Source organism: Micromonospora sp. RP3T (assembly GCF_003027925.1).
Taxonomy (GTDB): domain Bacteria; phylum Actinomycetota; class Actinomycetes; order Mycobacteriales; family Micromonosporaceae; genus Micromonospora.
In genome coordinates this window covers 1-25,241 of the sequence record NZ_PYPS01000027.1, presented here as the reverse complement: position 1 = coordinate 25,241, position 25,241 = coordinate 1, and the positions used below count along the sequence as shown (strand labels likewise).

Below are 25,241 nucleotides of genomic sequence, written 5' to 3'. Positions count from 1 at the left end.
GTCAGCGGCGTCGCTTGGTGCAGACCGGGGCGGCGCGGGCGACCGTGTCGGTGGACCAGACCAGCGCCACGGTGAAGCAGTAGTCGGTGGTGCGGTCGAGCCCGTAGGCGATGTAGTCGCCGGAGCCGGCGGGCAGCGTCGCGAAGGTGTGCTGCGGCTGGCCGGCGCGACCCCCGGCGACCACCACCGGCCCTTCCGCGCCGGCCGGGTACGTCCAGCTCAGCACGATGCTGTCGCGTCGGTCGGTGAGCGCGAACCGGCCCGGTGGGGTGCCCGGGGAGGCGGCCGGCCGGGCGCTGGCGGTGGGCCGTGCGGAGGCCGGCGGCGGCCCGCTCGACGGTGGCCCGCCGGACGGGGCGGCCGGGGTGTCGCGGTCACCGTCCACCCGGGACACGCCGGCGATCACCGCGATGGTGCCCAGCAGCAGCGCCACCACCACGCCGAGCACCGCCAGCGGCAGCCACTGCCGTTCGCGCCGGGGGGTGGCGGGTGGCCGGGGCACGTGCACCGGCAGGTAGCGCGACGACGGCGCGGGGGCCGACGGCACCCGGCGTACGCCGGGCGGCGCGTCGGCGGTGAGCCCGACCACGGTCGGCGGCACCGCGTCCTCGGCCGGCGGCCAGGGTTGCTCGGCCGGCTCGCCGGCTCGCCAGGGTTGCTCGGCCGGCTCGCCGACCCGCCAGGGTTGCTCCGCCGGCTCGCCGGCCCGCCAGGACTGGTCGGCCGGCTGCCGGCGCGGGTCGGCCGGCTCGTCCGGTCGCCAGGGCTGCTCGTGCTCGTGCGGCCACGGGTAGTCGTCGAACGTCTCGGCGTCGGCCTCGGGCGCGGTGCGGGGCGTGGGCACGTGCCCGGCGTCGGTGGTCCGGCCCGGCGGGTGGTAGAGCGGTGTGCGCACCGGCTCGTCGAGCGCGGGCGGAGTGTAGGGCGGCAGGTCGGGCGGACCCTCGACGGGCGGGGCTACCCGGGCGGCGGGCACCACCGGCGTCGGGGGTGCCTGTGGTTCGGGCGCGGCGCAGACGTGGTCCGGGTCGGCGGCGGCCCGGGCCAGACCGGCCACCTGGACGGCGAGCGGGTCGTCCACGGCGAGGTGCTGGCGGCACAGGTCCTCGGCGAGCGCCAGGTGCTCGTGCGCCTCGGCGTACCGGCCGCAGTCGCGTTCCATCGCACCGAGCTTGGCCAGCATCTTGATGCCGCTGGGGTGGTCGTCGCCGTAGACCTCGCGGTGCAGCTCCCAGGCGTCGGCGAGGCGGTCGCGGGCCACCTCGCACTGGCCGCGCGCGTACTCCACGGTGGCCAGGTCGGCGTGCGCGGCCAGCACCCGCTGGGACTCGGGCCCGTCGCGGGCGGTCAGCTCGATGATGACGTCGGAGTAGAGCCGCGCGGCGCGGGCGTCGCTGCCGACCCGGTGCAGCACCGCGGCCAGCGTCGCGGCGGCGGTGACGGTGCGCTCGTCGGAGCGGCCGAACAGGCGGGTGGCCGCGGCGTACGCGAACGCGGCCCAGCCGCGCGCGGAGTGCGGTTCGCCGAGCGCGACGAGCAGCCGCGCCTGGAGGCCGGCCGCCTCGGCCAGCTCGGGGGAGGCGTTGCCGGGGCGCGGGTCGGCGTCGCTGAGCGCGTCGGCGAGCAGCCGTTGCGCGCCGGTGAGGTCGCCTTCGGACACCAGATGGTGCGCCTGGAGGGTCAGGTCAGCGAAGCCGGAGGACACGCCCCATCGTGCTCATCCGGCGACGGTAAGTACAACCCCCGGAGTGGATCAGTTTGGTGCCGATTGGGTCAAGTGGTCGGCGAGCGTCTCGCTGATCCGGCGGAGCTGGTCGACCTGGGCCGGGCTGAGCGCGTCGAACAGGTGCCGGCGTACGCCTTCGACGTGGCCGGGCGCGGCGGCGGTCAGCGTGGCGAAGCCGTTGTCGGTGAGCACGGCGAGCTGGCCGCGCCGGTCGGTGGGGCAGTCCTCCCGGCGGATCCAGCCGGCGGCCTCCAGTCGGGCGGCGGCGTGCGAGAGCCGGCTGCGCGAGGAGCCGGTGGCGTCGGCCAGCTCGCTCATCCGCAGCCGCCGGTCGGGTGCCTCGGAGAGTCGGACCAGGATCTCGTAGTACGCGTGCGGCATGCCGGCGTCGCGTTGCAGTTCGCGGTCGAGCGTGTCCATCAGCGCGCGGGAGGCGGCGAGGAAGGCGCGCCAGGTCCGCTGCTCGTCGGGGTCCAGCCACCGGGTCATGACGCCCATCATAGCGCCAATGGTTGAACGCTCAATCAAAACGGGGTACCGTCGAGGGCATGGGAATCCACCGGCTCAACCACGCCGTCCTCTACGTCAGTGACCTGGAGCGCAGCGTCGCCTTCTACCGCGACGTGCTGGGCTTCCGCCGGGTCCCGATGACGCCGGACGGCTTCCGCGGCGCCGCCTTCCTCCAGGCGCCCGACTCCACCAACGACCACGACCTCGGGCTGTTCGAGGTCGGCGCGGCGGCCGGACCGTCCCCGGCCGGCCGGGGCACCGTCGGCCTCTACCACCTCGCCTGGGAGCTGGACACGCTCGACGAGCTGGCCGCCACCGCCGAGCGGCTGGCCGCCGCCGGCGCGCTGGGCGGCGCCTCCGACCACGGCACCACCAAGAGCCTCTACGGCCGCGACCCGGACGGGCTGGAGTTCGAGATCGTCTGGATCGTCCCGGCGAACCTGCTGGACGACGCCGCGCTCGCCGCCCGCAAGCGGATCGGTCGGCTCGACCTCGACCGCGAGCGGCAGCGCTACGGCGGCCAGACCCGGGGCGGCGTGGGCGTCTCCGTCCCGGCCTGACCGGGGTTCCCGGCCGCGCGCGTGGCCGGGTGCGGTAGAAACGGCACCATGTCGACCGAAGCCGTCCTGCGCGAGCTGCTCGTCCGTCAGCTCGACCACTGGCTCCCCGCCGCGCTGCACCGGGCGCGGCGGGCCACGCTCGCCCTGGCGTACGCCGGGGGAGAGGCCGGTGGCGCGGAGGCGGCGCTGCGCGTGGTGGCCGAGTTCGCCGACCGGCTGCGCGGGCGGCGGCTGACCGTGCTGGTGCTCGCCGACGGCGACGCGGAGCTGCCGGCGCGGCTCGGCGCGGTCGAGGCCACCCTGCCGGCCGACGTCGCCGTGCACCTGGTGCCCGGCCGGCCGGACCGGCTGCCGGTGGCGCTCAAGGCGGCCGGTGCGGCCGGCGCGCCGCTGCTGGCCGTGGTCGACGGCGGCGCGCCCGACCCGGCGCTGCTGACCGCCGTGGCGTCCGGCCGCCCGGCCGAGCTGCTGCTGGTCACCGCGCCGGGCCGGTCGCTGCGGCCGGCGCTCACCGCTGCCGGTTTCCCGCTGGTCACCGAGGTCGAGCTGGTGCCCGAGGACGGGCCGGGCCGACTGCTCGGCTACGCCACCGGCTCCGACCGAGGCCTGGAGACGATGAAGGACGCGCTCTGGGCCGTCGACGAGTACGCCGGCGTGCGCTACCGCGACCCGGCCGACCCGGCGGGGCGGCTGCTGGACATCACGCTCGACCCGGAGCCCGGCCCGCTGCGCCGCGAGCTGCTGGCCGAGCTGGCCCGGTCCGGCCCGCGTACGGTGACCGAGCTGCGCCGGTTCGCGGCCACCGCCACGGTCTACCGGGCCGCCGACGCCAACCGCGCGCTCACCTCGCTGCTCACCGCCGGCGCGGTGACGCGTGACCCGGAGCCCGGCCGGCTCGGTGGCGACGTGGTGATCAGCGCCGTGGAGACCGCCCGGTCATCTGCCTGACCACCACCGACGCGCCGGTGGCCACCACGCCGATGCTGAACACCATCTGGGCGCAGACCGCCACCCGGGCGATCTGGCCCTGCGCGTGCACGTCGCCGTAGCCGATCGTGGTGAGCGTGGCCAACGCGAAGTAGAGCGCGTCGATGCGGGTGTGCAGCCCGACGAACTCACCGGGGCGTGTGTTCGCCACCACGTAGTCGGCGAGCGCGAAGACCAGCAGCCCGGCGATCAGCGCGACGGCGAGCCGGGTGAGCGCGCGGTCCTCCGCCTCACCGGTCGGTTGGTCGCGGGTGAGTTGGCGACGGACCTGGCCGGTGACCAGGAACGCGACCGCCGCCACCAGCAGCACCGTGACGACGGAGCGTAGCGCCAGCCGCAACCCGTTCGGGTCCGCCTCGACCGGCACCAGGAAGTAGCCGACCAGCATCAGCACGCAGGCCGCCGCGGCCCGCCGCCGCATCCGCCGCAGGCTCAGGTCCATCATGTCGCGATTGTCCGCCCTGGGTCGGGCCGCGGCGGCGGAACACCGCACCGGACGACAAAATCCGGTGCCGACGAACCGTCGGCACCGGATTTCCCCGGATTTCCTCGCCCGGGGTCAGGCCTTGTCCTGCTTCCAGGAGAGCGGCCCCGGAAGGTCCACGCGGTGGGCGCGGGTGTTCGAGTTCCAGGACCAGCGGCCGATCTTGATGCTCCACGAGGAGAACCCGTTCTGGGTGAAGTGGAGGATCAGCGGCCCGTACTTCTTGCGCTTGCGGAACTGAACGCCCATCGGGGGTGCCTCCTTCGATCTCCCTGCCTCTGCGAGGAAGAACATGCCCGGATCGACGAAACGCGAAACCCGGTGCGGTCCGGTCTGGACGGTGGGCGTCGCGCCCGGCACAATCTCTATCCAACGGGTAGGTGTTAAGGGGTGGTAAATGCTGGTGGAGACGGGTCGTAACAAAGCCAGCGATGAAAGTCTCACTGACTGGAAGAGCGTTGACCGGCGGGGACAACGGTCGGCAGCATGAGGGCATGTCGCAGCGGGACGAGCTTCTCCTCACCGCTCGCGTGCACGTCGACCTGGTCCGGCACGCGAGCGCGCTCTGTTGAGCCGAACGCTCGTCGTTCCCCCTCCTCCGCCCGTCCGTTCCCGTCGCCGGCGCATCGTGGCCCGGCGCGGTACGGCGTGCGCTCCGCCCCCACGTGGGCCCCCTCCACCGCATCGTGGACAGATCAGGAGACACCGCCATGCCCTCGACCCGATCACCCCGGCGCGCCCTCGCCGCCGCCGTCGCCCTGCTCGCCCTCACCGCCGCCACCGGCTGCGGCACCGACGCCGGCGCCGCCGGCACCCAGACCAAGGAACTGCGCTACCAGGGCTCGGTCGGTCAGGTGACGCTCCCCGAACTCGCCGCCGACCTCGGCTACCTCGGCGACGTGACACTCGACTGGATCGGCAACGTCACCGGCGGCCCGGCCGACATCCAGGCCACCGCCACCGGCCAGAGCGACTTCGGCGGCGCGTTCAACGGCGCCATCGTCAAACTCCAGACCGCCAACGCGCCGATCACGGCCGTGGTCAGCTACTACGGCTCCGACGCGCAGACCTTCCAGGGCTACTACGTGCGCGACGACAGCCCGATCCGCGGCCCGCGCGACCTGATCGGCAAGCGGGTCGGCATGAACACGCTCGGCGCGCACGCCGAGGCCGTGCTGCGCACCTGGCTGGCCCGGGGCGGCCTGAGCGCCGACGAGATCGGTCGCGTCGAACTGGTCGCGCTGCCGCCGGTCAACACCGAACAGTCGCTGCGCGCCAAGCAGATCGACGTGGCGGTGCTCGGCGGCGTGATCCGCGACAAGGCGGTCGCGAACGGTGGCATCCGCACCGTGTTCACCGACTACGAACTGCTCGGGGCGTTCAGCGCCGGCAGCTACGTCTTCCGCGACGACTTCATCGCCCGCAACCCGGACACCGTCCGCGCGTTCGTCACCGGTGTGGGCAAGGCCATCGAGTGGGCGCGCACCCAGCCCCGGGAGACCGTGGTGGCCCGACTCAAGGAGATCATCGGCAAGCGGGGCCGCAACGAGGACGCCACCCTGGTCGACTACTGGAAGTCCAGCGGTGTCGCCGAAACCGGCGGTGTCATCACCGACCGGGAGTTCGCCACCTGGATCGACTGGCTGGCCGACGCCGGCGAGCTGAAGGGTGCCAAGCCCAAGCCCGCCGACCTCTACACCAACCGGTTCAACGCGTTCGCCAACCCCGGCGGTGGCGCATGAGCACCGACAAGATCCGCTTCGACCGGGTGCGCAAGGTCTTCCCGGGCCGGCGTGGTCGCGGCGGCGCGGTCACCGCGCTCGACGAGGTGACCCTCGGCGTACGCCCCGGCGAGTTCCTGGTCGTCGTCGGCCCCAGCGGCTGCGGCAAGTCCACCCTGCTCGACCTGCTCGGCGGGCTGGCCACCCCCACCTCCGGGCAGGTGCTCGTCGACGGCCGCCCGGTCACCGGGCCCGGCCTGGACCGGGGCATCGTCTTCCAGCAGTACGCGCTGCTGCCCTGGCGCACCGCCGCCGGCAACGTCGCGTTCGGACTGGAGGCCAAGGGCCTTCCCCGTGCCGAGCGCGCCGACCTGGTCGCGTACCACCTCGACCTAGTCGGCCTCACCGGCTTCGCCGACCGCTACCCGCACGAACTGTCCGGCGGCATGAAGCAACGCGTCGCGATCGCCCGCAGCCTCGCGTACGACCCCGACGTGCTGCTCATGGACGAGCCGTTCGCCGCGCTGGACGCCCAGACCCGCGACCTGCTCCAGGACGAGCTGGTCCGGATCTGGCAGGCCACCGGCAAGACCATCGTGTTCATCACGCACGGCATCGACGAAGCCGTGCACCTGGGCCAGCGGGTCGCCGTGATGACGTCGCGCCCCGGTCGGATCAAGCAGGTCATCGACATCGAACTGGGGGACCGGGAGGCGGCCGAGGACGTCCGCTCCACCGACGCGTTCCGGCACCACCGGCACCAGATCTGGACGCTGCTGCGCGACGAGGTACGCGCCGCGCAGTCCGCCGTCCGCGAGGAGGCCCGCGTTGGTTGACATCGCCGAACGACCCGCCGCCACGGCGGCCCGGCCCGCCGTGCCCCCGGCGGCCGTCGCCCCCGCCCGGACCGGCCGGCTGCTCACGCTCGGCGGCCGGGCCCTGCACCGCAGCGTCGCGCTGCTGGCGCTGGCCGCGATCTGGGAGCTGGTGCCCCGCACCGGCCTGGTCGACCGGGTCTTCCTACCCCCGCTCTCCGAGGTGCTCGTCGCCTGGTGGGAGCTGCTGCGCAGCGGGCAGCTCGCCGACCACGTCGGCGCCAGTCTCACCCGCTCGCTCACCGGGCTGGCCCTCGCGGTGGCCACCGCCATCCCGCTCGGCCTGCTGATCGGCTGGTACCGCCCCCTCGCGGACCTGCTCAGCCCGCTGCTGGAGGTCTTCCGCAACACCGCCGCGCTGGCACTGCTGCCGGTCTTCGTGCTCATCCTCGGCCTCGGCGAGACCTCCAAGATCGCCCTGGTGGTCTACGCCTGCTCCTGGCCGATCCTGCTGAACACCATCGCCGGCGTGAAGGGCGTCGACCCGCTGCTGGTGCGCTCGGCCCGCTCGATGGGCCTCAACCACCTACGGCTGTTCCAGAAGGTGATCCTGCCGGCGTCCGTGCCGACCGTCTTCACCGGCGTCCGGCTGGCCGGGGCGTACTCGATCCTCGTGCTGGTCGCCGCCGAGATGGTCGGCGCGAAGGCCGGGCTCGGCTACCTCGTCAACTACGCGCAGTACAACTTCGCGATCCCCGACATGTACGCCGGGATCATCACCATCTCCGCCATCGGGCTGGTGGTCAACCAGCTCCTCGTCGCCGGGGAACGTCGCTTCTCCACCTGGCGCGTCGACGTCACCACCGCCTGAGAGGAACCGCCATGACCCGCACCCTGCACCTGAACGCCTTCCTGATGGGCGTCGGCCACCACGAGGCCGCCTGGCGGCACCCACGCACCGACCCCGGCCGCCTCGCCGACGTACGCCACTTCCAGGAACTGGCCCGCATCGCCGAGCGGGGCACCCTCGACTCGGTCTTCCTGGCCGACGGGCTGGCCGTCGGCCCGGCCGTCCGGCACAACATCCAGGCCGTCTTCGAGCCGCTCACGCTGCTCGCCGCGCTGGCCACCGTCACCGAGCGCATCGGCCTGATCGCCACCGCCTCGACCACCTACACCGAACCGTTCAACCTGGCCCGCGCGTTCGCCTCGCTCGACCACCTCAGCGGCGGCCGGGCCGGCTGGAACATCGTCACCTCCGCCCAGGCCCGCGAGGCCCGCAACTTCAACCTCGACGACCACCCCGCGCACGCCGACCGGTACCGCCGCGCCGCCGAACACGTCGACGTGGCGATCAAGCTCTGGGACAGCTGGGAGGACGACGCGCTGGTGCTCGACACCGCCGGCGGCGTCTTCGCCGACACCGACCGGGTGCACGAGATCGCGCACACCGGCGAACGGTTCCGGGTGGCCGGGCCGCTCAACACGCCCCGCCCGCCGCAGGGCCGCCCGCTGCTGGTGCAGGCCGGCTCGTCCGCCGACGGCATCGCGTTCGCCGCCCGCTACGCCGAGGCCGTCTTCACCGCCCAGCAGACACTCGCCGACGGCCAGGCGTTCTACGCCGCGCTCAAGCGGGCCACCGCCGAGGCCGGCCGCGACCCGGAACTGGTCAAGGTGCTGCCCGGTATCGCACCTGTCATCGGGGGTACCGAGAGGGAGGCCCGTGCCCTCGCCGACGAACTGGAGGCGCTGATCGTGCCCGAGCACGCGCTCGCCCAGCTCTCCGGCATGACCGGGCTGGACCTCACCGGTCGACCGCTGGACGGACCGCTGCCGGACCTGCCCGACGCCACCACCGTCCAGTCCCACCAGAGCCGCTACCGACTCGTCGTCGACCTGGCCCGGCGGGAACGGCTCACCCTCCGGCAGCTCATCGGCCGGCTCGGCGGCGGGCGCGGGCACCGCGTCGTGGTCGGCACCCCGGAGCAGATCGCCGACCAGATCGAGCTCTGGTTCACCCGGGGCGCCGCCGACGGCTTCAACGTCATGCCACCACTGCTACCCCACGGACTGGAGGCCTTCGTGGACCACGTCGTACCCCTGCTGCGCCGGCGCGGGCTGTTCCGGTCCGAGTACACCGGGCGCACCCTGCGCGAACACTACGGCCTGCCCCGGCCGGCCAGCGTCCACGCCGCCCGAGAGCTGGTGGCGTCGTGACCACCGTGGACCGGCCCGGCACCGGCACCGTCGAGCTGCGCCCGGTCGACGTCGACTCGTTCCGCGGCCTGCTGCGCCGCCAGGCGTCCACGGTCACCGTGGTCACCACCCCCGGCCTGCGCGGCGACCGGCTCCTGCCGACGCTGCCGCCGTCCGGGTTCACCGCCACCTCGTTCACCTCGGTGTCACTGGACCCGCCGCTGGTCTCGGTCTGCCTCGGCCGCGCGTCGTCGAGCTGGCCGACCGTCGCGCACGCCGAGCACGTGGCGGTGCACCTGCTCGCCTCCGGCCAGCAGGAGATCGCGCAGATCTTCGCCACCAGCGGCATCGACCGGTTCACCGCCCACCCCGGCTGGACCACCGGCCCGTTCGGGGTGCCGCTGATCGGCGACGCGCTGGCGGTGCTGCTGTGCCGGGTGGTCCGCCGGATCGAGGCCGGCGACCACACCATCGTGCTCGGTGAGCCGCTCGCGCTCGGCGCCGGCGAGGACGGCGACCCGCTGCTGCACCACCGGGGCCGCTACACCACCACCCTCGAGGACTGGTCCGAGCCGTGGTGACCGCGCCCGCCGACGAGCTGCTCGCGCTCGACCGGGCCGCCCAGGACCTGCTGTTCCGGGCGGCCCGCACGGCCAACGCGTTCACCACCGAGCCGGTCGACGAGGCGCAGGTCCGGGCCGTGCACGACCTGGTCCGCAACGGCCCCACCGCGCTGAACGCGCAGCCGCTGCGGGTACTGCTGCTGCGCTCGCCGGCGGCCCGGGCGCGACTGCTGCCGTACGTCAGCGCCGGCAACCGGGACAAGACGGCCGGCGCGCCGCTGACCGCGGTGCTCGCCGCCGACGTGGACTGGCACGACCGGCTGCCCGAGCTGTTCCCGCACCGCCCCGGCGCGCGGGACTGGTTCACCGGCGACCCGGCCGGCCGGGAGGCGCAGGCCCGCTTCAACGCCGCGCTCCAGATCGGCTACCTGGTGGTCGGGGTACGCGCCGCCGGGCTGGCCGCCGGCCCGATGGCCGGGTTCGACGCGACCGGCGTGGAACGCGAGTTCTTCCCCGACGGGCGGCACCGGGCGCTGCTGCTGATGAACATCGGCCGCCCGGCCCCGGACGCCTGGCGGGAACGGCTGCCCCGGCTGCCGTACGAGGAGGTCGTCACCACGCTGTGATCAGCGCGGCTCCCACGCGTCCGGCTGGGTGGTGAGCTTGCGCACGTGCGCCGGCAGCCGGCCGCTGACCAGCTCGTCCAGGCTCACCTCGTCGACCACCCGCCGCACCGAGGCGCGCACCGCCACCCAGAGCCGGGGGAGGTTCTCCGCCGCGCCCTCGTAGCGGGTCTCCTCGGGACGCAGCCCGCGTACCCCGGCGAGCGGGCCGTCGACGGCGCGCAACACCTGCCCGATGGTGACGTCGCGCGGCGGTCGGGACAGCGTGTAACCGCCCTCGGCGCCGCGCTGGGCCCGGACGATCCCGGACCGGCGCAGATCGGCCAGGACCGCTTCGAGGAACTTGCGGGGCATGTCCTGCTCCGCCGCGATGGCCTGGGTGGACAGCAGGGTGGGGTACGCGGTGGCCAGGCTCAGGGCTGCCCGGACCGCGTAGTCGCCGCGCGCGGAGATCTGCACACTGCCATCATGCCCGGCGGGCCGGGGCGGGGGAGTCGGCGGGCGGGCGCGGACGCACCAGACGGACGGGCAGCGGCTGCTCCCGGGCGGCCCGGAACGCCCCCGGGCTCACCCCGACCTCCCGGGTGAAGAAGCGGCCGAAGTTGGTCGGCTCGGGAAAACCGAGCAGCCGGCCGATCCGGGCGATCGGGTCGTCGGTGGCGGCCAGCAGCCGACAGGCCTGCAACGCCACCCGCTCGTCGATGACCTGCTTGGCGCTGCGACCGGTCACCGCCAGGCAGGCCCGGGTCAGGGTACGCACGGAGCAGCCCAGCTGGGCGGCGTAGTCCTCCACCCGGCGGGTGTGCCGGTAGCCGCGTTCCACCTCGCGGCACAGCCGCCGGAACGTCACCGCCTCGGCGCCCGGCGGGGGTCCCTCCTCGCCACCCGGCAGCAGGCTCAGCCGCAGCAGCAGCACGGCGAGCTGGTGACGCAGCAACGCCGCGGCGGCGGGCACCAGCGCGTGCCGGTCGGCGTCCACGGCGAGCTGACTCACCTCGCTGATCACCGCGTCGGCGTCCTCGCCGGTGAGCTGGCGGTGGGCGGGCACCGCGTCCGGGTCGACGTCGAGGCCGCGCAGCGCGCCCGGCCCCCAGCTCACCACCGTGGCGTCGAGCTGCTGACCGAGGCAGCGCAGCGCCTGACCGGGGCGGGCGCGCAGCAACGTGCCGGGTCGGCAGGGCACCGCCTGGAAGTCCAGCTCGGCGGTGCCATGACCGTGAGTGACCAGGACCAGCAGGTCACGGTCGAGCAGGACCGGCCGGGCCCAGCCGGGTGCGGCGGTGAGGTCGTCGAGCGCTCCGGTGACGATCTCGTCGGTGTCGAGGCGGGTGTCCGAGAGGCCGATGCGGGTGGCCGGGGAGGGCTGACCGGTAGTGACCATCATCCCGACGGTAACCGGCCCGGCCGCACGTTGCATCTCGACAGTTTCACCCCGCTCGCACGCCTTGTCGGGGCGCGCCACGGACGGTTAGGTTACCGGTCGGTAAGGCTCGGGTCGGGAGACCGGCCCGCGGCCCGGCGGCGACGGCGATGGGATGGGCATGACGGATCTGTTCTCGGTCGACGGCAAGACGGTCCTGGTCACCGGCGGCTCCCGGGGAATCGGGCTGATGATCGCGCGCGGCTTCGTCCGGGCCGGCGCCCGAGTGATCATCTCCTCGCGCAAGGCCGACGTGTGCCAGGCGGTGGCCGAGGAACTCTCCGCCGAGGGACACTGCGAGGCGATCCCGGCGGACCTCGGCAGCGACGCCGGCGCGCTGGCGCTCGCCGAAGCCGTCCGGCACCGCCACGACCGGCTGCACGTGCTGGTCAACAACGCGGGCGCCACCTGGGGCGCGCCGCTGGAGGAGTATCCGGAGAGCGCGTTCGACAAGCTCTGGGCCGTCAACGTCAAGGCCGTGTTCCGACTCACCACCGCGCTGCTGCCGGCGCTGCGCGCCGCCGCCGGCCCCGACGACCCGGCCCGCGTGATCAACATCGGCTCGATCGACGGACTCCGGGTGCCGTGGATGGAGGTGTACGCCTACTCCGCCACCAAGGCCGCCGTGCACATGCTCACCCGTGGCCTCGCCCACCAGCTCGCCGGCGAGGCGATCACCGTCAACGCGATCGCGCCCGGGCCGTTCGAGAGCAAGATGATGGCGTTCGCGCTCGACGACCCCGAGTCGCGCGCCGCCATCGAACAGCAGGTGCCGCTCGGCCGCATCGGCCGCCCCGACGACATGGCCGGCACCGCGATCTACCTCGCGTCACGTGCCGGCGCGTACCTGACCGGGGCGGTCATCCCGGTCGACGGCGGGATCACCACACGCGGCTGACCGCGTACCCCGGGGTGAGACGGCCCGGGGCCGCGCGGACTCGGCAGATCCGCGCGGCCCCGGGTGTGGTCGTGCTCAGCGACCGGCGAGCAGCCGGTTCACCGCGGTGTCGACGTCCAGGTGCTCGGCCTCCCGGCCGCGCGGGACGACGACGTAGGTCCGGCGCAGGAAGCGCACCAGCACGCTGCGCGGAACCTCGAACAGGGCGTTGCCGTCCGGGGACGACAGCGCCAGCGCGACGAAGTCGCCGCGCGGGGTGGCCCACGGCCAGACCCGCACATCACCGATGCCGGCCGGCTCGTCGAGCCCGGTGACCAGCAGTTCGCGCGCGAACGACCAACTCACCGCCTCGCCGCCGGCGGACTCGGCATGGAACAGGACATGGACCGCATACGGGTCAGCAGGGTCGTAACGCAGACTGGCACGCACCGGCAAGGCGGTGGCGTCAGGCGCGACGAGCCTTAGCGACGTCTCGACCTCTACGGTCGTCGGTCGGATGACACTCATGGACGTTCTCCCCCCGGCACCGCTGCGGAACGCGCGTGTCCCGCTTTTCCCATACTCAGGTGCTGCTCCTGGCTACGCTCCGCCATACGCTGACTTCACCCAGTGGTGGGAAGGGGGTCGGAAAGCCTTCGGGGCCGGGAGACCCCGAGTAGGATTTCCGGTTCCGCCCACTCCGTCGTCCCGCCCGGCAACGGGTGGTTCAGTCGTCGACTTACTCCGGTAACGTCCAGTCCTCAGCAGGGGTGACGGTCCCGCGCGACACTGGGGGTGGAAATGGTCACGAGGGAAACCCCGGTGGCATCGCGGGCCCCGGGCGATCCGCCGGAGGATGCGGCCCGAACGGCCAGAAATCGGGGGTACGAAGTGCCGGTCGACGGGCGTTCCCAGGCCGCTCCCACCACGCCGCGTCGGCGGGGCTGGCGAGGCCGCCTGCACACCACGCTCGACCTGATCCGCGCCAACCCCACCGGCCGCATCGCGCTGCGGATCTTCATCGGCATCCTCGGCGCCCTCGTGGTCACCGTCGGCATCGCGCTGATCCCGCTGCCCGGCCCCGGCTGGCTGCTGGTCATCGCCGGCCTCGGCGTCTGGGCGGTCGAGTTCCACTGGGCCCGCCGGCTGCTCGCGTTCACCCGCCGGCACGTCAACGCCTGGACGCGCTGGGTGACCAGCCGGTCGCTGGCGGTGCGCTTCGTGCTCGGGCTGGTCGGGCTGGTCTTCGTGTCGGTGGTGGTGTGGCTGTCGCTGAAGTACAGCCTCGGCATCGACGTGGTCGCGCGGGCGCTGCACTACCTCGCGACGCACTGAGGCCCGGTTTTTGGTCCGGGCCGTCGATCGGGTAGAGTCATGCGCGCTGAGGGCGATTAGCTCAGCGGGAGAGCGCTTCGTTCACACCGAAGAGGTCACTGGTTCGATCCCAGTATCGCCCACCACAGATATACGCAGAAGAGCCACCCTCGCGAGAGGGTGGCTCTTGCTGATTCCATCGTCAGTTGTCGTTGGGCGTCAGCGGATCGTCAGCGAACGCTTCCCGGATGCGTTGATCGCGCCCGTCGGACCGATGGGTGTAGAGGTTCAGCGTGGTCGACGGCTTCTCGTGACCCATCACCGCCTGGACGTCGTTGACCGGAACCCCGCGTGACACCAGCTCGGTGGCGTAGGAATGCCGTAGGTCGTGGAACCGCAGTCCGCCCGGCGCCATCTTTGCCACGTGCGCGACCGCTTCCCGCTCGGTGGGGAAATCCAGCGACTGCTTGGCGCCTTCCGTGTCGACCCAGGACCCGCGCCATGTGAAGTGGCCGACCCGACTCACGTCACCGAGTAGCCCGGCCCGGACCAGTGAGGGCCGCCAGACGCGTGCACGGAACAGGGTCCGGCGCAGTGGACCGGCGGACGAGTTGGTGAAGACCTCACCGCGGGGACCGGGCGGGAAGGCGTCACGGTGGGCCGCCAACAGGTCGACCGCGAAGTCTGGCACCGGAACCGTTCGCCGGCCCGCCCGTGACTTCGGGTACGGCTTGACCGTCACGGTGCCGGCGACCTCGACGGCGACCCGGACCACGTGGACCGCCTTCGCGTCCAGGTCGAGTGATTCCCATCGGAGCCCGGTGCACTCGCCCCAGCGGAGGCCGGTGCCACCGGCGAGCGCGACCAGGGCGCGGTACCGATCCGGGACCGCCGGCAGGAGTCGGCCGGTCAGGTCAGCACGGGTCAGGACGTGCCCGTCGGTGTCCTTCTTCCGCCGGGAAGGAACCTTGACGCCCTCACACGGATTGGTGCCGATCAGCCGATCACGGACGGCAGCCCGGAGGATCGAGGAGAGCAGGCGGAAGCACTCCGCCACAGTGGCCGGCGCGCGTCGGCTGCCCAGCTCGGTCACCCACGCCTGCACCGCCAGGTGATCGATGCGGGACAGCGGCACGTCCGACCAACGCGGAAGCACGTGCGTACGCAGGATCGAGGCGTCTCGGGCGCGGGTGGTCAGTTCGTCATTACGCGATTCACGCCACCGCTGCGCGTACTTTCCGAAGAGCAGCCGACCGGCGTGCGGATCGACGTAGCCGCCGCGGGCGATCGAAGTTTCCGTCTCGGCCAGGAAGGACGCTGCCTGTCGACGGGTCGGAAACGTCTTGGCCTTCTGACGGCCCGTGGCGTCTCGCCAGTTGGCGCGGAAGCTGCCGGCCGGCGTCTTGACGATGTGTCCCATCAGGCCCAGCCCTCCGGATCATTCGCGGGTTCGGTGCACTCATCCAGCCAGGCATGGAAACGCTTCTTGGGGATGACCCAACGTCCGCCGAGCTTGCGGGCGGGGATCTCGCCCTCACGCACCAGGGCATAGGTACTGCCCAGAGACAGCGAGAGAAGGCGGGCAACCTCGCGGACCGAGTAGACGGCCCGGTTGTCGTTCATGCGCACGATCCGACGGGGCGCGTCGGGTGCGACGGTGGGCGGCTGAGCGGGCAGGGAGACGGCGGGGCGCTGCATCGTTCCTCCGGTGATCAGTGGGTGGCGGGACGGTCGGCGGTCGGATCGGTAGTCGCTGCTCTGTCTCTCGCGGCCAGGAGCGCGGCTTTCCATTGGGCGCGTTGGGACAGGGCTTTGAGGAGTCGGTGTTGCAGGGGCGGAATGTCGGGGTCTTCCGGCCGGGCCATCTCCCAGGCGTAGGCGGGTGGGTCGTCTTGGCCGACGGTGTCGGCGTCGGTGGCGCCGGTGGTGACGCCGAGGAGGTTGCGGACCCAGGCGCGGGCGTCGGCGCGGTGGTCGGCGAGGGTCTTTCCGGACCAGTCGCGGGAGACGAGGATGCGTCGGCCGCCGATGCCGAGGGTGGCCCGCTGGTGGACTTTGCCTTTGCAGCGGCCGGCTTGCAGGCGCCCGTGTGCCTTCTTCGGTTGGATGCCGTAGAGCAGCCAGTTCGCGCACCGCTCATTGCAGGGCGTGACCCGGAGTTGATGCCAGAGCCGGTCGAGGTGGTCCCGCTGCCGGTCAGTCTCGGGCTTGTGGCAGTCAGCCGCGGACTTGGTGATGTACTTCGTGATGTAGCCGATCGTGCGGTTCGCGTGCACGGTGCCGGGGGTGACACCTTCGGCGTGGACCTGTGGGCCGAAGCGGACGACGTGGGCGGGTTGCGCGTCGGGGTTGGTGTCGATGAGGTCCAGGGCGTCAGCCCATGAGCGCAGCGGTTCCCTGCTGTCCGGGTCGATCCACTGCGCGCGGTCGGTGTCCCAGACCGGGGGCCGGTCGAGGGTGTAGGCGGGTTCGTCGGCGGGTGGCCACCACACTTGGTGGTAGGTGGCGGCGGCGACCTGGCGCAGCACCGCACGCGGGATCGTGCCTCGGATAGCGAAGTGGGCGTGGGGGGCGAGGCGTCGTTGGGGCTCGACGCAGCCTGCGTATTGGACGTTCCAGCCGGCGCAGCGGCGCAGGTTCTGCCAGAACCGGTCCAACAGCCGGGCGAAGTGCACCGCATCCCACGCGGCCCGGCGGTAGTCGTACGTGCTCGGGTTGACGGGGGTGCCGTCGGGCAGGACCCGCCCGTAGGTGTCGAGGGTCAGGGACAGCCACATGGACGGCCGGTGTTCGGTGCCGTCCGGGGCGGTGTAGACCTTCCCGACGGTGCGCGGCTCGACCTTCTTGCGGGGTAGGTCGGGTGCGTCTTGGCGGCGGCGGGTGGAGCGCTTGCGCCGGCCGTGGCTGTCGTCGTCGTCCTGGTCGTGGGAGGGGGCCACGGCGCCGCGGAGTCCTTCGGCGGCGATGGCTTCCTCTACTTCGCCGATGGCATCGTCGATGTCGGGGAGCTGGTCGAACTGGGCGGCGCGTTGGGCTTCGTCGCGGGCGAATTCCAGATGCGCGCGCAGCAGGATCAACTCGCGTTGCGCGTCGGTGGCCGCCTGCGGGCCGGGGGCGGGTTCGTCGGCACGGTGCCAGCCCTCCCGGATCTGCGTCTGGCGCAGCCGGCGGGCGCGTTTGGCGCAGGGCTCGCACTTGTCTTCGCGGGTGGACCCGCAGGGCAGGTCGACGACTTCGGTCAGGCCGCTGTGTAGGTCGGTGCGGCGCAGGGTGACGGGGTGGAGGCAGACGCCGTACTCGGCGGCCATCTCCGTGAGCACCTTGCGCGACATCGGCAGGGCGAGGCGAGCGGCACGAGTACCGGGCGCCGGTGCGACGTCGGCCGGGATGGTCACCGGGTCGGCGGGCGGCACCGGGTCGGGGGCGAGGCCGGGCAGGGTCGGGGCGGTCATCGGGTCACCTCCGGAAGCTCGAATAAGACAGCGGGCGTAGCGCCGATCGGGGTGGTGCGGGGTGAACCGGCGTGGCTGGCCCAGCGGCGGGCGGCGGGTTCGTGGCGGGGGCAGGCGGTTTCGGCGCGGTAGTGGCCGGTGCCGGGGTGGCCGGCTTCGATGAGGGCGGTGGCCCACCTACGGCAGCGCGCGCAGTAGGTGGGCCGACGCATGGCGGTCAGTGCCGGCATCCCGAGCAGTGCAGCCCGCCGCAGGTGGCCTTACGGCGCAGCAGCAATACGGCGAGGACGATGAGGACCAGGACCACGCCGACGGCGGCGGGTGCCGTCTGCTGGACGGTGTGGGCGACCCGGACGGCGAGGTAGCCGATTCCGGCCAGAGCACCGACAGCCGCGGCGGTGATGGCGGTGGCGGCGATGACCCGGCCGCGGCGCAGCCGACGCACCACAGACGGCGGGGCGGTGCGAGCGGTGTCGAGGAACCGCACGGTGACGGTGACCCGGCCGTCGGGGTGGTGTCGGGGGCGGTCGGCGAACATCAGCCGGCCCGACTCGCGCAGGACGGCGAGGGCAGCGGCGACTTCGGCGGGGGTGCCGACGACGCGGCGGGTCAGGGTGCGCGGCGGGGTGGGGGTGCGGTGGGTGAGAGAGCGGGTCATCGGGTCACCTCCGAGACGATGTGGCCGTTACGCGGGGTCTGGACGACCGAGGACACGAGCGCCGACCGGACCGGGCCGACAGCCGCGGACGACGGGGGCGGTGCGGTGAAGGTGGGTGCCGGGGTGGTGGGGACGTTGACGGGGTCGGCGTCGACGGGCTCCCGCACCGGAGCCGGACGAGGGGCGGGGGTCGGGGCCGGTCGGGTGGGTGCCGGGGTGGGGGTGCCGGTGAAGACGAGCTTCGTGAGGGCCATGAACGCCAGCGCCGGCAGCGCGGACAGCAGCCACCCGGACGGGCTGGCATCGGCGACAGCGAGCTGGGCGGCGAGGGAGAACGCGGCGAAGGCCAGCATGAGGAACACCGGGTAGCCGATCGGGTCCCGGCGGCGTCGACGGCGGCGGATGTCGAGCAGGCAGGCGACCGGTACGAGGTCGGACAGGACGGCGTTGGCCCAGCCGAAGGCGTCGGGGGTGCCGTCGGGGACGTGGCGCATGGTCCAGTCGTGGACGTGGGAGAACGACGCCCACCCGGCGGTGCCGGCGACGACGAGGAGGATGAGGACCAGGGCGACGGCTTCGAGGCCGTCGGTGGTGAGGTAGCGGCGCATCAGCGGGCACCGTCCGTGCGCAGGGCCGGGTTCAGGTCGCGGTGCAGGTAGTAGGCGGCGAAGTCGGCATCACTACCGGGAACCGGCTCGACCCCGGTGAGCCCTTCTTCCCGGATGCAGGCGTTGGCGCAGGGCAGGCAGCGAGGTGCACCGTCGTGCCAGTGCGTGGCACGCAGCAGGCAGTACGGGGTGAGGCAGCGGGCCGGGCCGGTGTGCTGGCGGCGGGGTCTCGGCGCCGCAGCCGGGAGATTGTGCTCCACGTGAGCCGGGGCCGGTGGGACAGCCGGCATCTGCGGGGTGGGGCGGAGCCAGGCGTGCAGGTTGCGCAGGTAGACCGCGCCGTAGACGAAGCAGGAGGCCAGGAATCCCCACTGGCGGGTCGCGATGGCGTAGGCCAGCCACAGTCCTTGGCCAGCGAGGCCGACGGCCCAGCCGGTCCAGGAGCGCTTGCCAGCCAGCCACAGGCCGGTGACACCGACGGTCATGAGCAGCCAGGACCAGATCTGCGGGTTCATGCCGCCCACCCCCACGCTTCGGCGTCTTCGGCGGCAATCTCGGCGTGCTGGCGCAGCGCGGCGGCGATCACGTCGGTGGCGTCGGGGTCGGGGGCGCAGTAGGGGCAGGACTGGTCGGGGTCGACGTGGAGCAGGTCGAGGCAGGTCCGGCGGATCGGTCGGCGTGCGAGACGACGGGTAGCCATCAGGATCTCCAAGCAGGCAGGCGGGTCAGCGGGTGGTGGGGTTGACGTGCACGCGAATCCACTCCGGCGGCTCACCGGTCGACGCGACGGCTTCGGACAGGCAGCGCCACAGCGCCCACGCCTCCGACGAGGTCAGGTACATGCGGCGCCGGCCGGCACCCACGGCGATGTAGAGGTCGGCGTCCGGGGTGACCCGGACCGTCACCGGCACGGATGCTTTGTCGATGTGCGGGGCGCGCAGCCGGTAGAAGCGGCGCGGCTCCGCGGTCTGCTGGTCGGGTTCGTCGGCGTAGGGCATCCGCACCGCAGTGCCCTCGGTCATGTCGTGGGTCATCGGGGGTCACTCCCGTTCGTGGCGTTGAGGTCCAGGGCGTTGAGCAGCGACGGCGGCAGCAGCGGCGCGGCCTGCTTCGGCGGGGTCGGCCGGTAGGTGTGCCGGCCGTTGCCGTTGCTGGTGCGCGGTTTGGGCGCGGGCTGGACGACGGGTTCCGGCTGGATCTCCGGCGGAGCGGGGAAGGTGGCGGTCATGTCGCGGATCACGTCGTCGGAGATGTAGGAGAACCGGACGCGGGCGGGTTCGGGCTGGCCGTCGAGCAGGACGTACGCGACGCCCTTGCCGGACAGCGGGATCTGATCCGCGAGTGCTCCACGGTCGCGGGCGCCGTCTCCGAGGAGCAGGTCGACGTGGCCGCGTTCGGTGAGGCCGAGGGCGATGCGGGTGGGGAACAGGTCGCGCACCGAGACGACTTCCTTGCGCGGGTCCTGGGTGGCGGCGACGACGAGGACGCCGAGGCCGGCACCCTGCGATAGCAGCAACCCGAGCGCCTGAGCGATGCGGGTACGGATGTCGGAGTCAGGCAGGTACGCCAGGAGCGCGGCGATTTCGTCGATGACGACGACGATCAGCGGCTCGTCAACGGTCGGGGTGTGGACGCGGGCTTTGCCGCGCAGGATCTGCTGACGGGCGCGCATCCGGGCCACGGCGTCTTCGAGCAGGTCCGCCATGCGGTGCCAGTCGTCGTCGACGTAGCGGGAGAACAGCGGCCGGCCGATCGCCAGTTCCATGCCGCCCTTCGGGTCGATCGCCCACACCCGCACCAGCCCTGACCGGATGCCGGCGGCGAGTGCCCGGAGTAGGGACCAGATGACGGAGCCCTTGCCCATCCGGGTAGCGCCGCCGATGAGCACGTGAGTGGCGAGGAGCCGGAAGCAGTACGCGGCGAGGTCCTCCCGCAGACCGAGCGGCAGTGCGGTGAAGTCCGGGCGGGCCGGCACCGGCAGTGGAGCGACGATGCGGGTGAGCGGGTCGCGGCGGATGAACACCAGCCACACCTGCCGGGGCCGGTCCCGCAGGCGCACCCGGTCGATCAGCCGCAGCACGACGGCGAGACGGCCGGTGCGGTGCGGGGTCGGGTGGCGGCGGGTGGAGAAGACCCGGCAGTGGCGGGTGCCGAACGAGTACGCCAGGTCGCGGGCGGCCTTGTGGTACACCTCCGGGTTCTGGCCCTTCGGCATCCGCAGGACCAACTCGTCCGTGGCGTAGGAGCAGCGCACCGACAACAGCCGCGGCAGCACCTCACCGCCGTCGTACTTCTTCACCAGCCCACACAGCGACATCACCTCGTGCCACTGCCGCCGATACACCCACAGCCGCCGCCACACCGAGACGGCCCGCAGGACGACGTGGCGATGGAACGAGTCCCGGCCACGCCACCACCAGCAGCCGGCGGCAGCGGCGAGGACGACGGCGACCAGGGCGTGAGGCCACCACCCGTGAGCGCGGTAGGTGTCAACCGCGACGAGGACCAGGGCGACGAGCGGCCAGGCCCGCCAGTGACGCACTACGAACACACCGAGTCGCACCACGGCGGCAGTGAGCCGGAACAGCAGGAACAGAGCGGTGACGGTCCAGACCAGGGGCCACGGAGCGCTGATCTGGAACCGGCGGAAGTTGACCAGCGGCGCCCGCACCATCACGCCACCGTCCGGCGACCGTTGGTGTTGCGCTGCTCGATCCACGCCTCTGCGCAGACCTTGTGCACCGGCTTGCCCGCCGGGCTGCGACAGATGGCGGGCTTAGCGCAGATGACACACGGGGCCGGCTCGCCGGCACCCGCAGTACGCGTCCAGTCCAGGACAACAGGCCTGATGAACCTGCCCTTCCAGGCCGAGATGGGTTGTGGAGGGCAGCGGGGCGGCCGGCTTTCCTAGGGCATGGGCCGCCCCGCGCCACGTTCAGTCAGTTGTTGGCGGACCTGCGAGCCCGCCGAGCCTGGTACTTCTCCTCCGGCGACGACTCCCGCAACGCCGCATACGTTGCGGCGCGTGCCTGCTCGAACTCCGCGCTCAAGATGTCGCGGTCGGCGGCCCGGTCTTCCGCACGGGCCAGACGGATCAGCTTCGCCACCTGCTCCCGCCGCACCGGGCCAGAGTTCCCGGCGGCCATCAGGCGGCCTTCCCGCGCGTCTCAGCCAGGGTCTTCGGCGCCACCAGCGCGGTGGCCCGGTAGGAGAACGCCAGCCGGCCATTCGAACCGACGTAAGGCGTCACGTTCAGGCCCTCGAACTCCACCCGCTCGAACGGACCCACCGGCGGCACCGGCTGGTGATCGGCCAGGATCTTGATCGCCACCTCACGCGACCGCGACCCCAACTCCGGGTCCATGTCCATCACCCGGCACTGCCAGACCCGTTGCCCGGTCACCTTGTCCTTCGCCGGCGTCCGCTGACGAGTCACCTCGTTGAAGTCCTGCGCCTCCGCGATCGAGTCCGGCACGAACACCGCGCCATGCGGAAAGACCGCCTCGAACGGAACCGAGAACCGCGTACCACCTCTGAGGGCCATGACCTGCTCCTTCGCTGCTGCGAGTTGACCGGCGACCCGGTCTCTGTGATGCAAGTAACCTAACAACTGATATGGACTCCAGTCAACTGTTAGGAACGAAGTTCTCGCACTGAGTCACTGAGCAGGCAGAACACCTTTCATCTGTTAGGCCCTGGTAACCTTCGACCAGTCCTAACCGCTAGGACAGCCGGAGTAGCGCAAGCCCAACCAGCAGGGAGCAACATGACCTCTCCCCAGGGCCGTACCGAGCGGCCGGAGGCCCGGCATCAGCAGGTGGCGCGCAACATCCGCAACGACATTGAGGCAGGTCGCCTGGCGCATGGCACTCCGTTGTCTTCCACGAGGAAGCTGGCGGAGGAGTGGGGCGTCAGCGTCTTCACCATCACCGAGGCAATGAAGGTGCTGGCTGAGGAAGGCTTGGTGATCAACGAATCCCGTTCCAAGCGAGTCGTGAACGCCCCTGAACACCTGCGACGGAGCGAGGTCCGTCCTCAGCGGCCCCGGGTGATCCTGGTGGGTGGGTACCCAGGCAGCGGCAAGACCGAGTTGGGTCGCATCCTTGCGCGCGAGACCGGGTGGCCGATGCTCGACAAGGACACGCTTACCCGTCCGGTAGTCGAGGCTGCGTTGGAGACGCTGGGCCTGTCGCCGCACGATCGCGAGTCGCAGGCCTACCTGAGTAAAGTCCGTCCGCGCGAGTACGAGGCGCTTCAGGATGCAGCCAGCGAGAACGTTCAGTGCGGTAACAGCGTGATCGTCACTGCCCCTTTCATCCGGGAGTTCAGCGACCCAGCTTGGCTGGCCCGAACCCGGGCGTTCTACGAGGCGGCGAGGGCGGTGGTGACCGTGGTCTGGGTCTACTGCGACGCCGCCACGATGTTGACCTACGTACGTCGACGAGGTGCTGCGCGGGATGCGTACAAGCTCGCTGACTGGGACGGCTATCTCGGTGCCATCAACCTCGACTTCCGTCCAGTGGACGCACATCTCGTAGTCGACAACTGCGCGTCGAGTTCGCCATTGCAGGAGCAGGCCAAGGAACTGGTGAAAGGAATCGTCGCGGACGAGGACCAGTGATGCGGGGCATGATTCTCTACGGTCCGCCAGCGGCGGGCAAAGACACGATCACTGCCGCTCTGCGCGACCTCGACGAGCGGTACCAGCTCTACTCGCGGTTGAAGGTCGGACCGGGACGGACGAGCGGCTACCGGATGTCCGACGAGTCGACCCTTGAAGGGCTGCGCCGCAGTGGCGATGTGGTGTGGGAAAACCAGCGGTACGGCGCCCGGTACGTAGTTGACCGCCCGTCGTTGTTGACGAGTCTGTCGGCGGGTATACCCGTCGTGCATCTGGGTCAGCGACGGGCCGTTGACTCTGTCACCGCGGCTGTCGCCGGTGCTCGATGGTGCCTGGTCTACCTCTGGTGCCCACGAGAGGTAGCGGAGCAGCGGATCATTGCCCGTCGGACCGGAGACACCGAGGCGCGCCTGCGGGCGTGGGATGCGACCGAGCCGCTACCCGAGGCCGACCTGAATCTGAATACGGCCGAGTTGTCTCCCCGCGAGGCCGCCGAGCGGATACACCGTCACGTCCTGGCCGATGATGCTGCGGAAGCTCCCCAGGACCGGCGTAGCAGTGCAAGCAACTCGTAGCCGTCCTCAACCCGGGCGTCCGGTCTCAGGTCATCGTGCGGTGGCTCCCGGTCCGTGCGGGATGAGCGCATAAGGATCGCCGCCTGGGCGCCGGCACGCCGAGCGCAGGCAACGTCGCGACCGAGAGTGTCACCGATGAACCAACAGGCGCCGATCGGTACGCCGATGGCGTCGGCCGCGAGGAGCGCGAGTTGCGGGTTCGGCTTACGGGGGCCGGCTTCATCGCTGTAGAACTCGGCGGCGAAGAGAGCCGACAATCCGACGCTGGCGAGGAAGTCACGGTGTGCCGCACCGCAGAGAGTGTTGCTGACGACGGCGAGAGGTAGGCCAGCGTCGGAGGATGCCCGTAGCGCTTCCCGAATTCCGGGTCTCACCTCCCATTCGGCGCGCCAGGTCCACGCGTACGCCAGAGAGGTAGCTTCCCGCTCGACGGCGTCACGGGCCGACTGAGGCCAGGTGCGGGTGACAAAGTCGGCCCACACCCGAGAGTGCGGCAGCTCGACCGGATGGCCAGCTCTGCCGATGTCATCACGCCACCGCGCATACGCCCGAGCGCCTTCACGGAGATCAGTGGCGATCTGCTGGCCGGGCACCGTACCCGCGACAAGGTAGGAGAGCCGGTCGACCAAGTCCAGCGGCGCCAGGTGTGCGGACGGGGCATCAACCAGGACACCACCGAAGTCCAGTAGGAGCGCACCCGGCGACCGAAGCATGTTGGCCATCTTCCATGACGTGGGAGTTGGCGTGGGTGAAGGGGTCAGGAGGCATCCTAGGCAGGGGCCGAGAGGGGAACCGTGGAGCCGATGAGGAGGAGGACGGAAGACGACCACGAGCGGAGCGGGTAGAGGCAGCTAGCGTCACGCGAGGATGAGCCCCACGTTTCACGAGGCCGCACAGGATTACGGCTGCCGGGTGGCGTTGCTATCGTGCCGTGCTGAGGTCGACTCGGCGCGCTGTCCGTGATCTGTTGCCGAATTGGCCTGTACTAGATCAAGCGCGCTCCGCGCGGCGCGGGCCGGGGCGCGGCAAACGGCTCCTGCGGAGCCGCCGCCCCGGCCGCCTACGGCGCCGGGGCGGAAAATCAACCGGCCCGAACCCCACGCCCCGCCCCGCGCGTCACACCTGGGTCAGTGAAGTGACCCGGTGACGAATCCCGAAGGACGACCAGGGCCAGGCGCACACGCTTCCACTCGATGCGACGATCCCGAAGCAGCACGAGGTCCGGCAGGTCAACCGCGGCGAGGCGAAGTTGCCGAACGGTTCCGCACGATCGCTCAGGCCCAGGGTGGGGAAGGGGTGGAGGTGGGTGTGGCGGTGGTGGGTGAGGGAGGGGCGGGCTTAGAGCTGTGCCTCCGGCGGGGGCCAGACGACTCCAGGATGGAGTTGCCGAACGGTTCCGGTCGTGGGTGGTTGAGGTGGGATGCCATCCCGCCAGCCACCGACCCAGGCAAGCCGAGCAGACCAGGGCCAGGGTGACAAGGTCGTACGTCCGGTAGGGCGCTCCACCTTGTCACCCTGGCCCTGGCCCGCT

The 25,241-nt window shown here is 72.0% G+C and carries 32 protein-coding genes and 1 tRNA gene; 14 read left to right on the top strand and 19 right to left on the bottom strand.

The window, feature by feature from the left end:
- Position 1 precedes the first annotated feature (1 nt).
- Both C8054_RS21205 and C8054_RS21200 read right to left on the bottom strand, forming a co-directional pair.
- Complete coding sequence (locus tag C8054_RS21205; protein WP_107159330.1) at positions 2–1,705, bottom strand: tetratricopeptide repeat protein; 1,704 nt, start codon at positions 1,703–1,705, stop codon at positions 2–4.
- A gap of 48 nt (positions 1,706–1,753) precedes the next feature.
- Positions 1,754–2,224 carry a MarR family winged helix-turn-helix transcriptional regulator gene (locus C8054_RS21200; protein WP_107159469.1) on the bottom strand — a complete coding sequence of 157 codons (471 nt, stop codon included), beginning with the start codon at positions 2,222–2,224 and terminating at the stop codon, positions 1,754–1,756.
- A 50-nt stretch (positions 2,225–2,274) separates the two neighbouring features.
- Between C8054_RS21200 and C8054_RS21195 the strand changes: the two genes are divergently transcribed.
- Both C8054_RS21195 and C8054_RS21190 read left to right on the top strand, forming a co-directional pair.
- Positions 2,275–2,796, top strand: coding sequence for a VOC family protein (locus C8054_RS21195; protein WP_107159328.1), 522 nt, complete (start codon positions 2,275–2,277; stop codon positions 2,794–2,796).
- A gap of 48 nt (positions 2,797–2,844) precedes the next feature.
- A complete protein-coding gene (locus tag C8054_RS21190; RefSeq protein ID WP_107159326.1) occupies positions 2,845–3,744 on the top strand; it encodes a hypothetical protein in 900 nt (299 codons plus the stop codon).
- On the opposite strand, the gene C8054_RS21185 is transcribed toward C8054_RS21190, so the two are convergent.
- Together C8054_RS21185 and C8054_RS21180 are read right to left on the bottom strand one after the other, a co-directional pair.
- Positions 3,710–4,228 (bottom strand): potassium channel family protein, encoded by a 519-nt coding sequence (locus C8054_RS21185; RefSeq protein WP_107159324.1) that lies wholly within the window; start codon positions 4,226–4,228, stop codon positions 3,710–3,712. The genes C8054_RS21190 and C8054_RS21185 overlap by 35 nt on opposite strands.
- A gap of 114 nt (positions 4,229–4,342) precedes the next feature.
- Positions 4,343–4,516: a DUF4236 domain-containing protein gene (locus C8054_RS21180; RefSeq protein ID WP_064498970.1), complete on the bottom strand. Its 174-nt coding sequence runs from the start codon at positions 4,514–4,516 to the stop codon at positions 4,343–4,345.
- A 182-nt stretch (positions 4,517–4,698) separates the two neighbouring features.
- On the opposite strand from C8054_RS21180, the gene C8054_RS33360 reads away from it, so the two are divergent.
- The 7 genes from C8054_RS33360 to C8054_RS21150 all read left to right on the top strand — a co-directional run bounded on the left by C8054_RS33360 (position 4,699) and on the right by C8054_RS21150 (position 10,188).
- Entirely contained in the window at positions 4,699–4,839 is a 141-nt protein-coding gene (locus tag C8054_RS33360; protein ID WP_281935085.1) for a putative leader peptide, read from the top strand.
- A gap of 138 nt (positions 4,840–4,977) precedes the next feature.
- The gene (locus tag C8054_RS21175) at positions 4,978–6,009 is read left to right on the top strand and encodes an ABC transporter substrate-binding protein (RefSeq protein ID WP_107159321.1); all 1,032 of its coding nucleotides are present in this window, start codon (positions 4,978–4,980) and stop codon (positions 6,007–6,009) included.
- On the top strand, positions 6,006–6,824 hold the full coding sequence (locus C8054_RS21170) for an ABC transporter ATP-binding protein (protein ID WP_107159319.1): 819 nt from the start codon (positions 6,006–6,008) through the stop codon (positions 6,822–6,824). The genes C8054_RS21175 and C8054_RS21170 overlap by 4 nt, the downstream gene beginning before the upstream one ends.
- Positions 6,817–7,674, top strand: a complete 858-nt coding sequence (locus C8054_RS21165) for an ABC transporter permease (protein ID WP_107159316.1) — start codon at positions 6,817–6,819, stop codon at positions 7,672–7,674. Before C8054_RS21170 ends, C8054_RS21165 begins: the two co-directional genes overlap by 8 nt.
- Before the next feature lie 11 nt (positions 7,675–7,685).
- Positions 7,686–9,020 carry an LLM class flavin-dependent oxidoreductase gene (locus tag C8054_RS21160; protein WP_107159314.1) on the top strand — a complete coding sequence of 445 codons (1,335 nt, stop codon included), beginning with the start codon at positions 7,686–7,688 and terminating at the stop codon, positions 9,018–9,020.
- Positions 9,017–9,580 (top strand): flavin reductase family protein, encoded by a 564-nt coding sequence (locus C8054_RS21155; protein WP_107159312.1) that lies wholly within the window; start codon positions 9,017–9,019, stop codon positions 9,578–9,580. The genes C8054_RS21160 and C8054_RS21155 overlap by 4 nt, the downstream gene beginning before the upstream one ends.
- Positions 9,574–10,188: a malonic semialdehyde reductase gene (locus C8054_RS21150; RefSeq protein ID WP_233219810.1), complete on the top strand. Its 615-nt coding sequence runs from the start codon at positions 9,574–9,576 to the stop codon at positions 10,186–10,188. Before C8054_RS21155 ends, C8054_RS21150 begins: the two co-directional genes overlap by 7 nt.
- Here C8054_RS21150 and C8054_RS21145 read toward each other — a convergent pair whose 3' ends face one another.
- Entirely contained in the window at positions 10,189–10,644 is a 456-nt protein-coding gene (locus tag C8054_RS21145) for an Rrf2 family transcriptional regulator (RefSeq protein WP_107159310.1), read from the bottom strand.
- A gap of 7 nt (positions 10,645–10,651) precedes the next feature.
- Positions 10,652–11,569, bottom strand: a complete 918-nt coding sequence (locus tag C8054_RS21140) for a helix-turn-helix transcriptional regulator (protein ID WP_107159308.1) — start codon at positions 11,567–11,569, stop codon at positions 10,652–10,654.
- Positions 11,570–11,726: 157 nt separating this feature from the next.
- Between C8054_RS21140 and C8054_RS21135 the strand changes: the two genes are divergently transcribed.
- On the top strand, positions 11,727–12,503 hold the full coding sequence (locus tag C8054_RS21135; RefSeq protein ID WP_107159465.1) for a glucose 1-dehydrogenase: 777 nt from the start codon (positions 11,727–11,729) through the stop codon (positions 12,501–12,503).
- A gap of 75 nt (positions 12,504–12,578) precedes the next feature.
- Here C8054_RS21135 and C8054_RS21130 read toward each other — a convergent pair whose 3' ends face one another.
- Positions 12,579–13,010: an SsgA family sporulation/cell division regulator gene (locus tag C8054_RS21130; RefSeq protein ID WP_007457244.1), complete on the bottom strand. Its 432-nt coding sequence runs from the start codon at positions 13,008–13,010 to the stop codon at positions 12,579–12,581.
- Positions 13,011–13,283: 273 nt separating this feature from the next.
- On the opposite strand from C8054_RS21130, the gene C8054_RS21125 reads away from it, so the two are divergent.
- Both C8054_RS21125 and C8054_RS21120 read left to right on the top strand, forming a co-directional pair.
- Entirely contained in the window at positions 13,284–13,817 is a 534-nt protein-coding gene (locus tag C8054_RS21125; protein WP_233219808.1) for a TIGR02611 family protein, read from the top strand.
- A gap of 50 nt (positions 13,818–13,867) precedes the next feature.
- Positions 13,868–13,942: transfer RNA gene (locus C8054_RS21120), tRNA-Val, on the top strand.
- A gap of 56 nt (positions 13,943–13,998) precedes the next feature.
- Here the strand turns inward: C8054_RS21120 and C8054_RS21115 are convergent.
- The 11 genes from C8054_RS21115 to C8054_RS21065 all read right to left on the bottom strand — a co-directional run bounded on the left by C8054_RS21115 (position 13,999) and on the right by C8054_RS21065 (position 22,058).
- A complete protein-coding gene (locus C8054_RS21115) occupies positions 13,999–15,216 on the bottom strand; it encodes a site-specific integrase (RefSeq protein ID WP_107159304.1) in 1,218 nt (405 codons plus the stop codon).
- Positions 15,216–15,494, bottom strand: coding sequence for a helix-turn-helix domain-containing protein (locus C8054_RS21110; RefSeq protein WP_199199861.1), 279 nt, complete (start codon positions 15,492–15,494; stop codon positions 15,216–15,218). Before C8054_RS21110 ends, C8054_RS21115 begins: the two co-directional genes overlap by 1 nt.
- A gap of 14 nt (positions 15,495–15,508) precedes the next feature.
- A complete protein-coding gene (locus tag C8054_RS21105; protein WP_107159302.1) occupies positions 15,509–17,248 on the bottom strand; it encodes a replication initiator in 1,740 nt (579 codons plus the stop codon).
- A gap of 217 nt (positions 17,249–17,465) precedes the next feature.
- Positions 17,466–17,906 carry a hypothetical protein gene (locus tag C8054_RS21100; protein WP_107159300.1) on the bottom strand — a complete coding sequence of 147 codons (441 nt, stop codon included), beginning with the start codon at positions 17,904–17,906 and terminating at the stop codon, positions 17,466–17,468.
- Positions 17,903–18,514, bottom strand: a complete 612-nt coding sequence (locus C8054_RS21095) for a hypothetical protein (RefSeq protein ID WP_107159298.1) — start codon at positions 18,512–18,514, stop codon at positions 17,903–17,905. The genes C8054_RS21100 and C8054_RS21095 overlap by 4 nt, the downstream gene beginning before the upstream one ends.
- The gene (locus C8054_RS32845; RefSeq protein ID WP_233219807.1) at positions 18,514–19,029 is read right to left on the bottom strand and encodes a hypothetical protein; all 516 of its coding nucleotides are present in this window, start codon (positions 19,027–19,029) and stop codon (positions 18,514–18,516) included. Before C8054_RS32845 ends, C8054_RS21095 begins: the two co-directional genes overlap by 1 nt.
- Positions 19,026–19,214: a hypothetical protein gene (locus C8054_RS21085; RefSeq protein ID WP_107159460.1), complete on the bottom strand. Its 189-nt coding sequence runs from the start codon at positions 19,212–19,214 to the stop codon at positions 19,026–19,028. The genes C8054_RS32845 and C8054_RS21085 overlap by 4 nt, the downstream gene beginning before the upstream one ends.
- A 25-nt stretch (positions 19,215–19,239) precedes the next feature.
- Positions 19,240–19,548 (bottom strand): spread protein, encoded by a 309-nt coding sequence (locus C8054_RS21080; RefSeq protein WP_107159296.1) that lies wholly within the window; start codon positions 19,546–19,548, stop codon positions 19,240–19,242.
- Positions 19,545–21,188 (bottom strand): FtsK/SpoIIIE domain-containing protein, encoded by a 1,644-nt coding sequence (locus C8054_RS21075; protein WP_107159457.1) that lies wholly within the window; start codon positions 21,186–21,188, stop codon positions 19,545–19,547. Before C8054_RS21075 ends, C8054_RS21080 begins: the two co-directional genes overlap by 4 nt.
- 265 nt (positions 21,189–21,453) lie before the next feature.
- Positions 21,454–21,621, bottom strand: coding sequence for a hypothetical protein (locus tag C8054_RS32080; RefSeq protein WP_158273878.1), 168 nt, complete (start codon positions 21,619–21,621; stop codon positions 21,454–21,456).
- 38 nt (positions 21,622–21,659) lie between these two features.
- Positions 21,660–22,058, bottom strand: coding sequence for a transcriptional regulator (locus C8054_RS21065; RefSeq protein ID WP_107159292.1), 399 nt, complete (start codon positions 22,056–22,058; stop codon positions 21,660–21,662).
- Between the two features lie 222 nt (positions 22,059–22,280).
- Here C8054_RS21065 and C8054_RS21060 point away from each other — a divergent pair, with 222 nt between their 5' ends.
- Complete coding sequence (locus C8054_RS21060) at positions 22,281–23,135, top strand: AAA family ATPase (RefSeq protein WP_107159290.1); 855 nt, start codon at positions 22,281–22,283, stop codon at positions 23,133–23,135.
- Positions 23,136–23,143: 8 nt separating this feature from the next.
- Positions 23,144–23,710, top strand: a complete 567-nt coding sequence (locus C8054_RS21055) for a kinase (RefSeq protein ID WP_233219798.1) — start codon at positions 23,144–23,146, stop codon at positions 23,708–23,710.
- Here the strand turns inward: C8054_RS21055 and C8054_RS21050 are convergent.
- Entirely contained in the window at positions 23,644–24,423 is a 780-nt protein-coding gene (locus C8054_RS21050; protein ID WP_199199864.1) for an HAD family hydrolase, read from the bottom strand. The two genes, C8054_RS21055 and C8054_RS21050, sit on opposite strands and share 67 nt — an antisense overlap.
- Positions 24,424–25,241 lie beyond the last annotated feature (818 nt).

Excerpts from the sequence above, each read along its gene's own strand:
- C8054_RS21200 (WP_107159469.1), bottom strand. The coding sequence starts at position 2,224 with ATGGGCGTCATGACCCGGTGGCTGGACCCCGACGAGCAGCGGACCTGG.
- C8054_RS21195 (WP_107159328.1), top strand. The coding sequence starts at position 2,275 with ATGGGAATCCACCGGCTCAACCACGCCGTCCTCTACGTCAGTGACCTG.
- C8054_RS21190 (WP_107159326.1), top strand. The coding sequence starts at position 2,845 with ATGTCGACCGAAGCCGTCCTGCGCGAGCTGCTCGTCCGTCAGCTCGAC.
- C8054_RS21185 (WP_107159324.1), bottom strand. The coding sequence starts at position 4,228 with ATGATGGACCTGAGCCTGCGGCGGATGCGGCGGCGGGCCGCGGCGGCC.
- C8054_RS21180 (WP_064498970.1), bottom strand. The coding sequence starts at position 4,516 with ATGGGCGTTCAGTTCCGCAAGCGCAAGAAGTACGGGCCGCTGATCCTC.
- C8054_RS33360 (WP_281935085.1), top strand. The coding sequence starts at position 4,699 with ATGAAAGTCTCACTGACTGGAAGAGCGTTGACCGGCGGGGACAACGGT.
- C8054_RS21175 (WP_107159321.1), top strand. The coding sequence starts at position 4,978 with ATGCCCTCGACCCGATCACCCCGGCGCGCCCTCGCCGCCGCCGTCGCC.
- C8054_RS21170 (WP_107159319.1), top strand. The coding sequence starts at position 6,006 with ATGAGCACCGACAAGATCCGCTTCGACCGGGTGCGCAAGGTCTTCCCG.
- C8054_RS21160 (WP_107159314.1), top strand. The coding sequence starts at position 7,686 with ATGACCCGCACCCTGCACCTGAACGCCTTCCTGATGGGCGTCGGCCAC.
- C8054_RS21140 (WP_107159308.1), bottom strand. The coding sequence starts at position 11,569 with ATGATGGTCACTACCGGTCAGCCCTCCCCGGCCACCCGCATCGGCCTC.
- C8054_RS21135 (WP_107159465.1), top strand. The coding sequence starts at position 11,727 with ATGACGGATCTGTTCTCGGTCGACGGCAAGACGGTCCTGGTCACCGGC.
- C8054_RS21130 (WP_007457244.1), bottom strand. The coding sequence starts at position 13,010 with ATGAGTGTCATCCGACCGACGACCGTAGAGGTCGAGACGTCGCTAAGG.
- C8054_RS21125 (WP_233219808.1), top strand. The coding sequence starts at position 13,284 with ATGGTCACGAGGGAAACCCCGGTGGCATCGCGGGCCCCGGGCGATCCG.
- C8054_RS21115 (WP_107159304.1), bottom strand. The coding sequence starts at position 15,216 with ATGGGACACATCGTCAAGACGCCGGCCGGCAGCTTCCGCGCCAACTGG.
- C8054_RS21110 (WP_199199861.1), bottom strand. The coding sequence starts at position 15,494 with ATGCAGCGCCCCGCCGTCTCCCTGCCCGCTCAGCCGCCCACCGTCGCA.
- C8054_RS21105 (WP_107159302.1), bottom strand. The coding sequence starts at position 17,248 with ATGACCGCCCCGACCCTGCCCGGCCTCGCCCCCGACCCGGTGCCGCCC.
- C8054_RS21100 (WP_107159300.1), bottom strand. The coding sequence starts at position 17,906 with ATGACCCGCTCTCTCACCCACCGCACCCCCACCCCGCCGCGCACCCTG.
- C8054_RS21095 (WP_107159298.1), bottom strand. The coding sequence starts at position 18,514 with ATGCGCCGCTACCTCACCACCGACGGCCTCGAAGCCGTCGCCCTGGTC.
- C8054_RS32845 (WP_233219807.1), bottom strand. The coding sequence starts at position 19,029 with ATGAACCCGCAGATCTGGTCCTGGCTGCTCATGACCGTCGGTGTCACC.
- C8054_RS21085 (WP_107159460.1), bottom strand. The coding sequence starts at position 19,214 with ATGGCTACCCGTCGTCTCGCACGCCGACCGATCCGCCGGACCTGCCTC.
- C8054_RS21080 (WP_107159296.1), bottom strand. The coding sequence starts at position 19,548 with ATGACCCACGACATGACCGAGGGCACTGCGGTGCGGATGCCCTACGCC.
- C8054_RS21075 (WP_107159457.1), bottom strand. The coding sequence starts at position 21,188 with ATGGTGCGGGCGCCGCTGGTCAACTTCCGCCGGTTCCAGATCAGCGCT.
- C8054_RS21065 (WP_107159292.1), bottom strand. The coding sequence starts at position 22,058 with ATGGCCCTCAGAGGTGGTACGCGGTTCTCGGTTCCGTTCGAGGCGGTC.
- C8054_RS21060 (WP_107159290.1), top strand. The coding sequence starts at position 22,281 with ATGACCTCTCCCCAGGGCCGTACCGAGCGGCCGGAGGCCCGGCATCAG.
- C8054_RS21055 (WP_233219798.1), top strand. The coding sequence starts at position 23,144 with ATGATTCTCTACGGTCCGCCAGCGGCGGGCAAAGACACGATCACTGCC.
- C8054_RS21050 (WP_199199864.1), bottom strand. The coding sequence starts at position 24,423 with ATGCTTCGGTCGCCGGGTGCGCTCCTACTGGACTTCGGTGGTGTCCTG.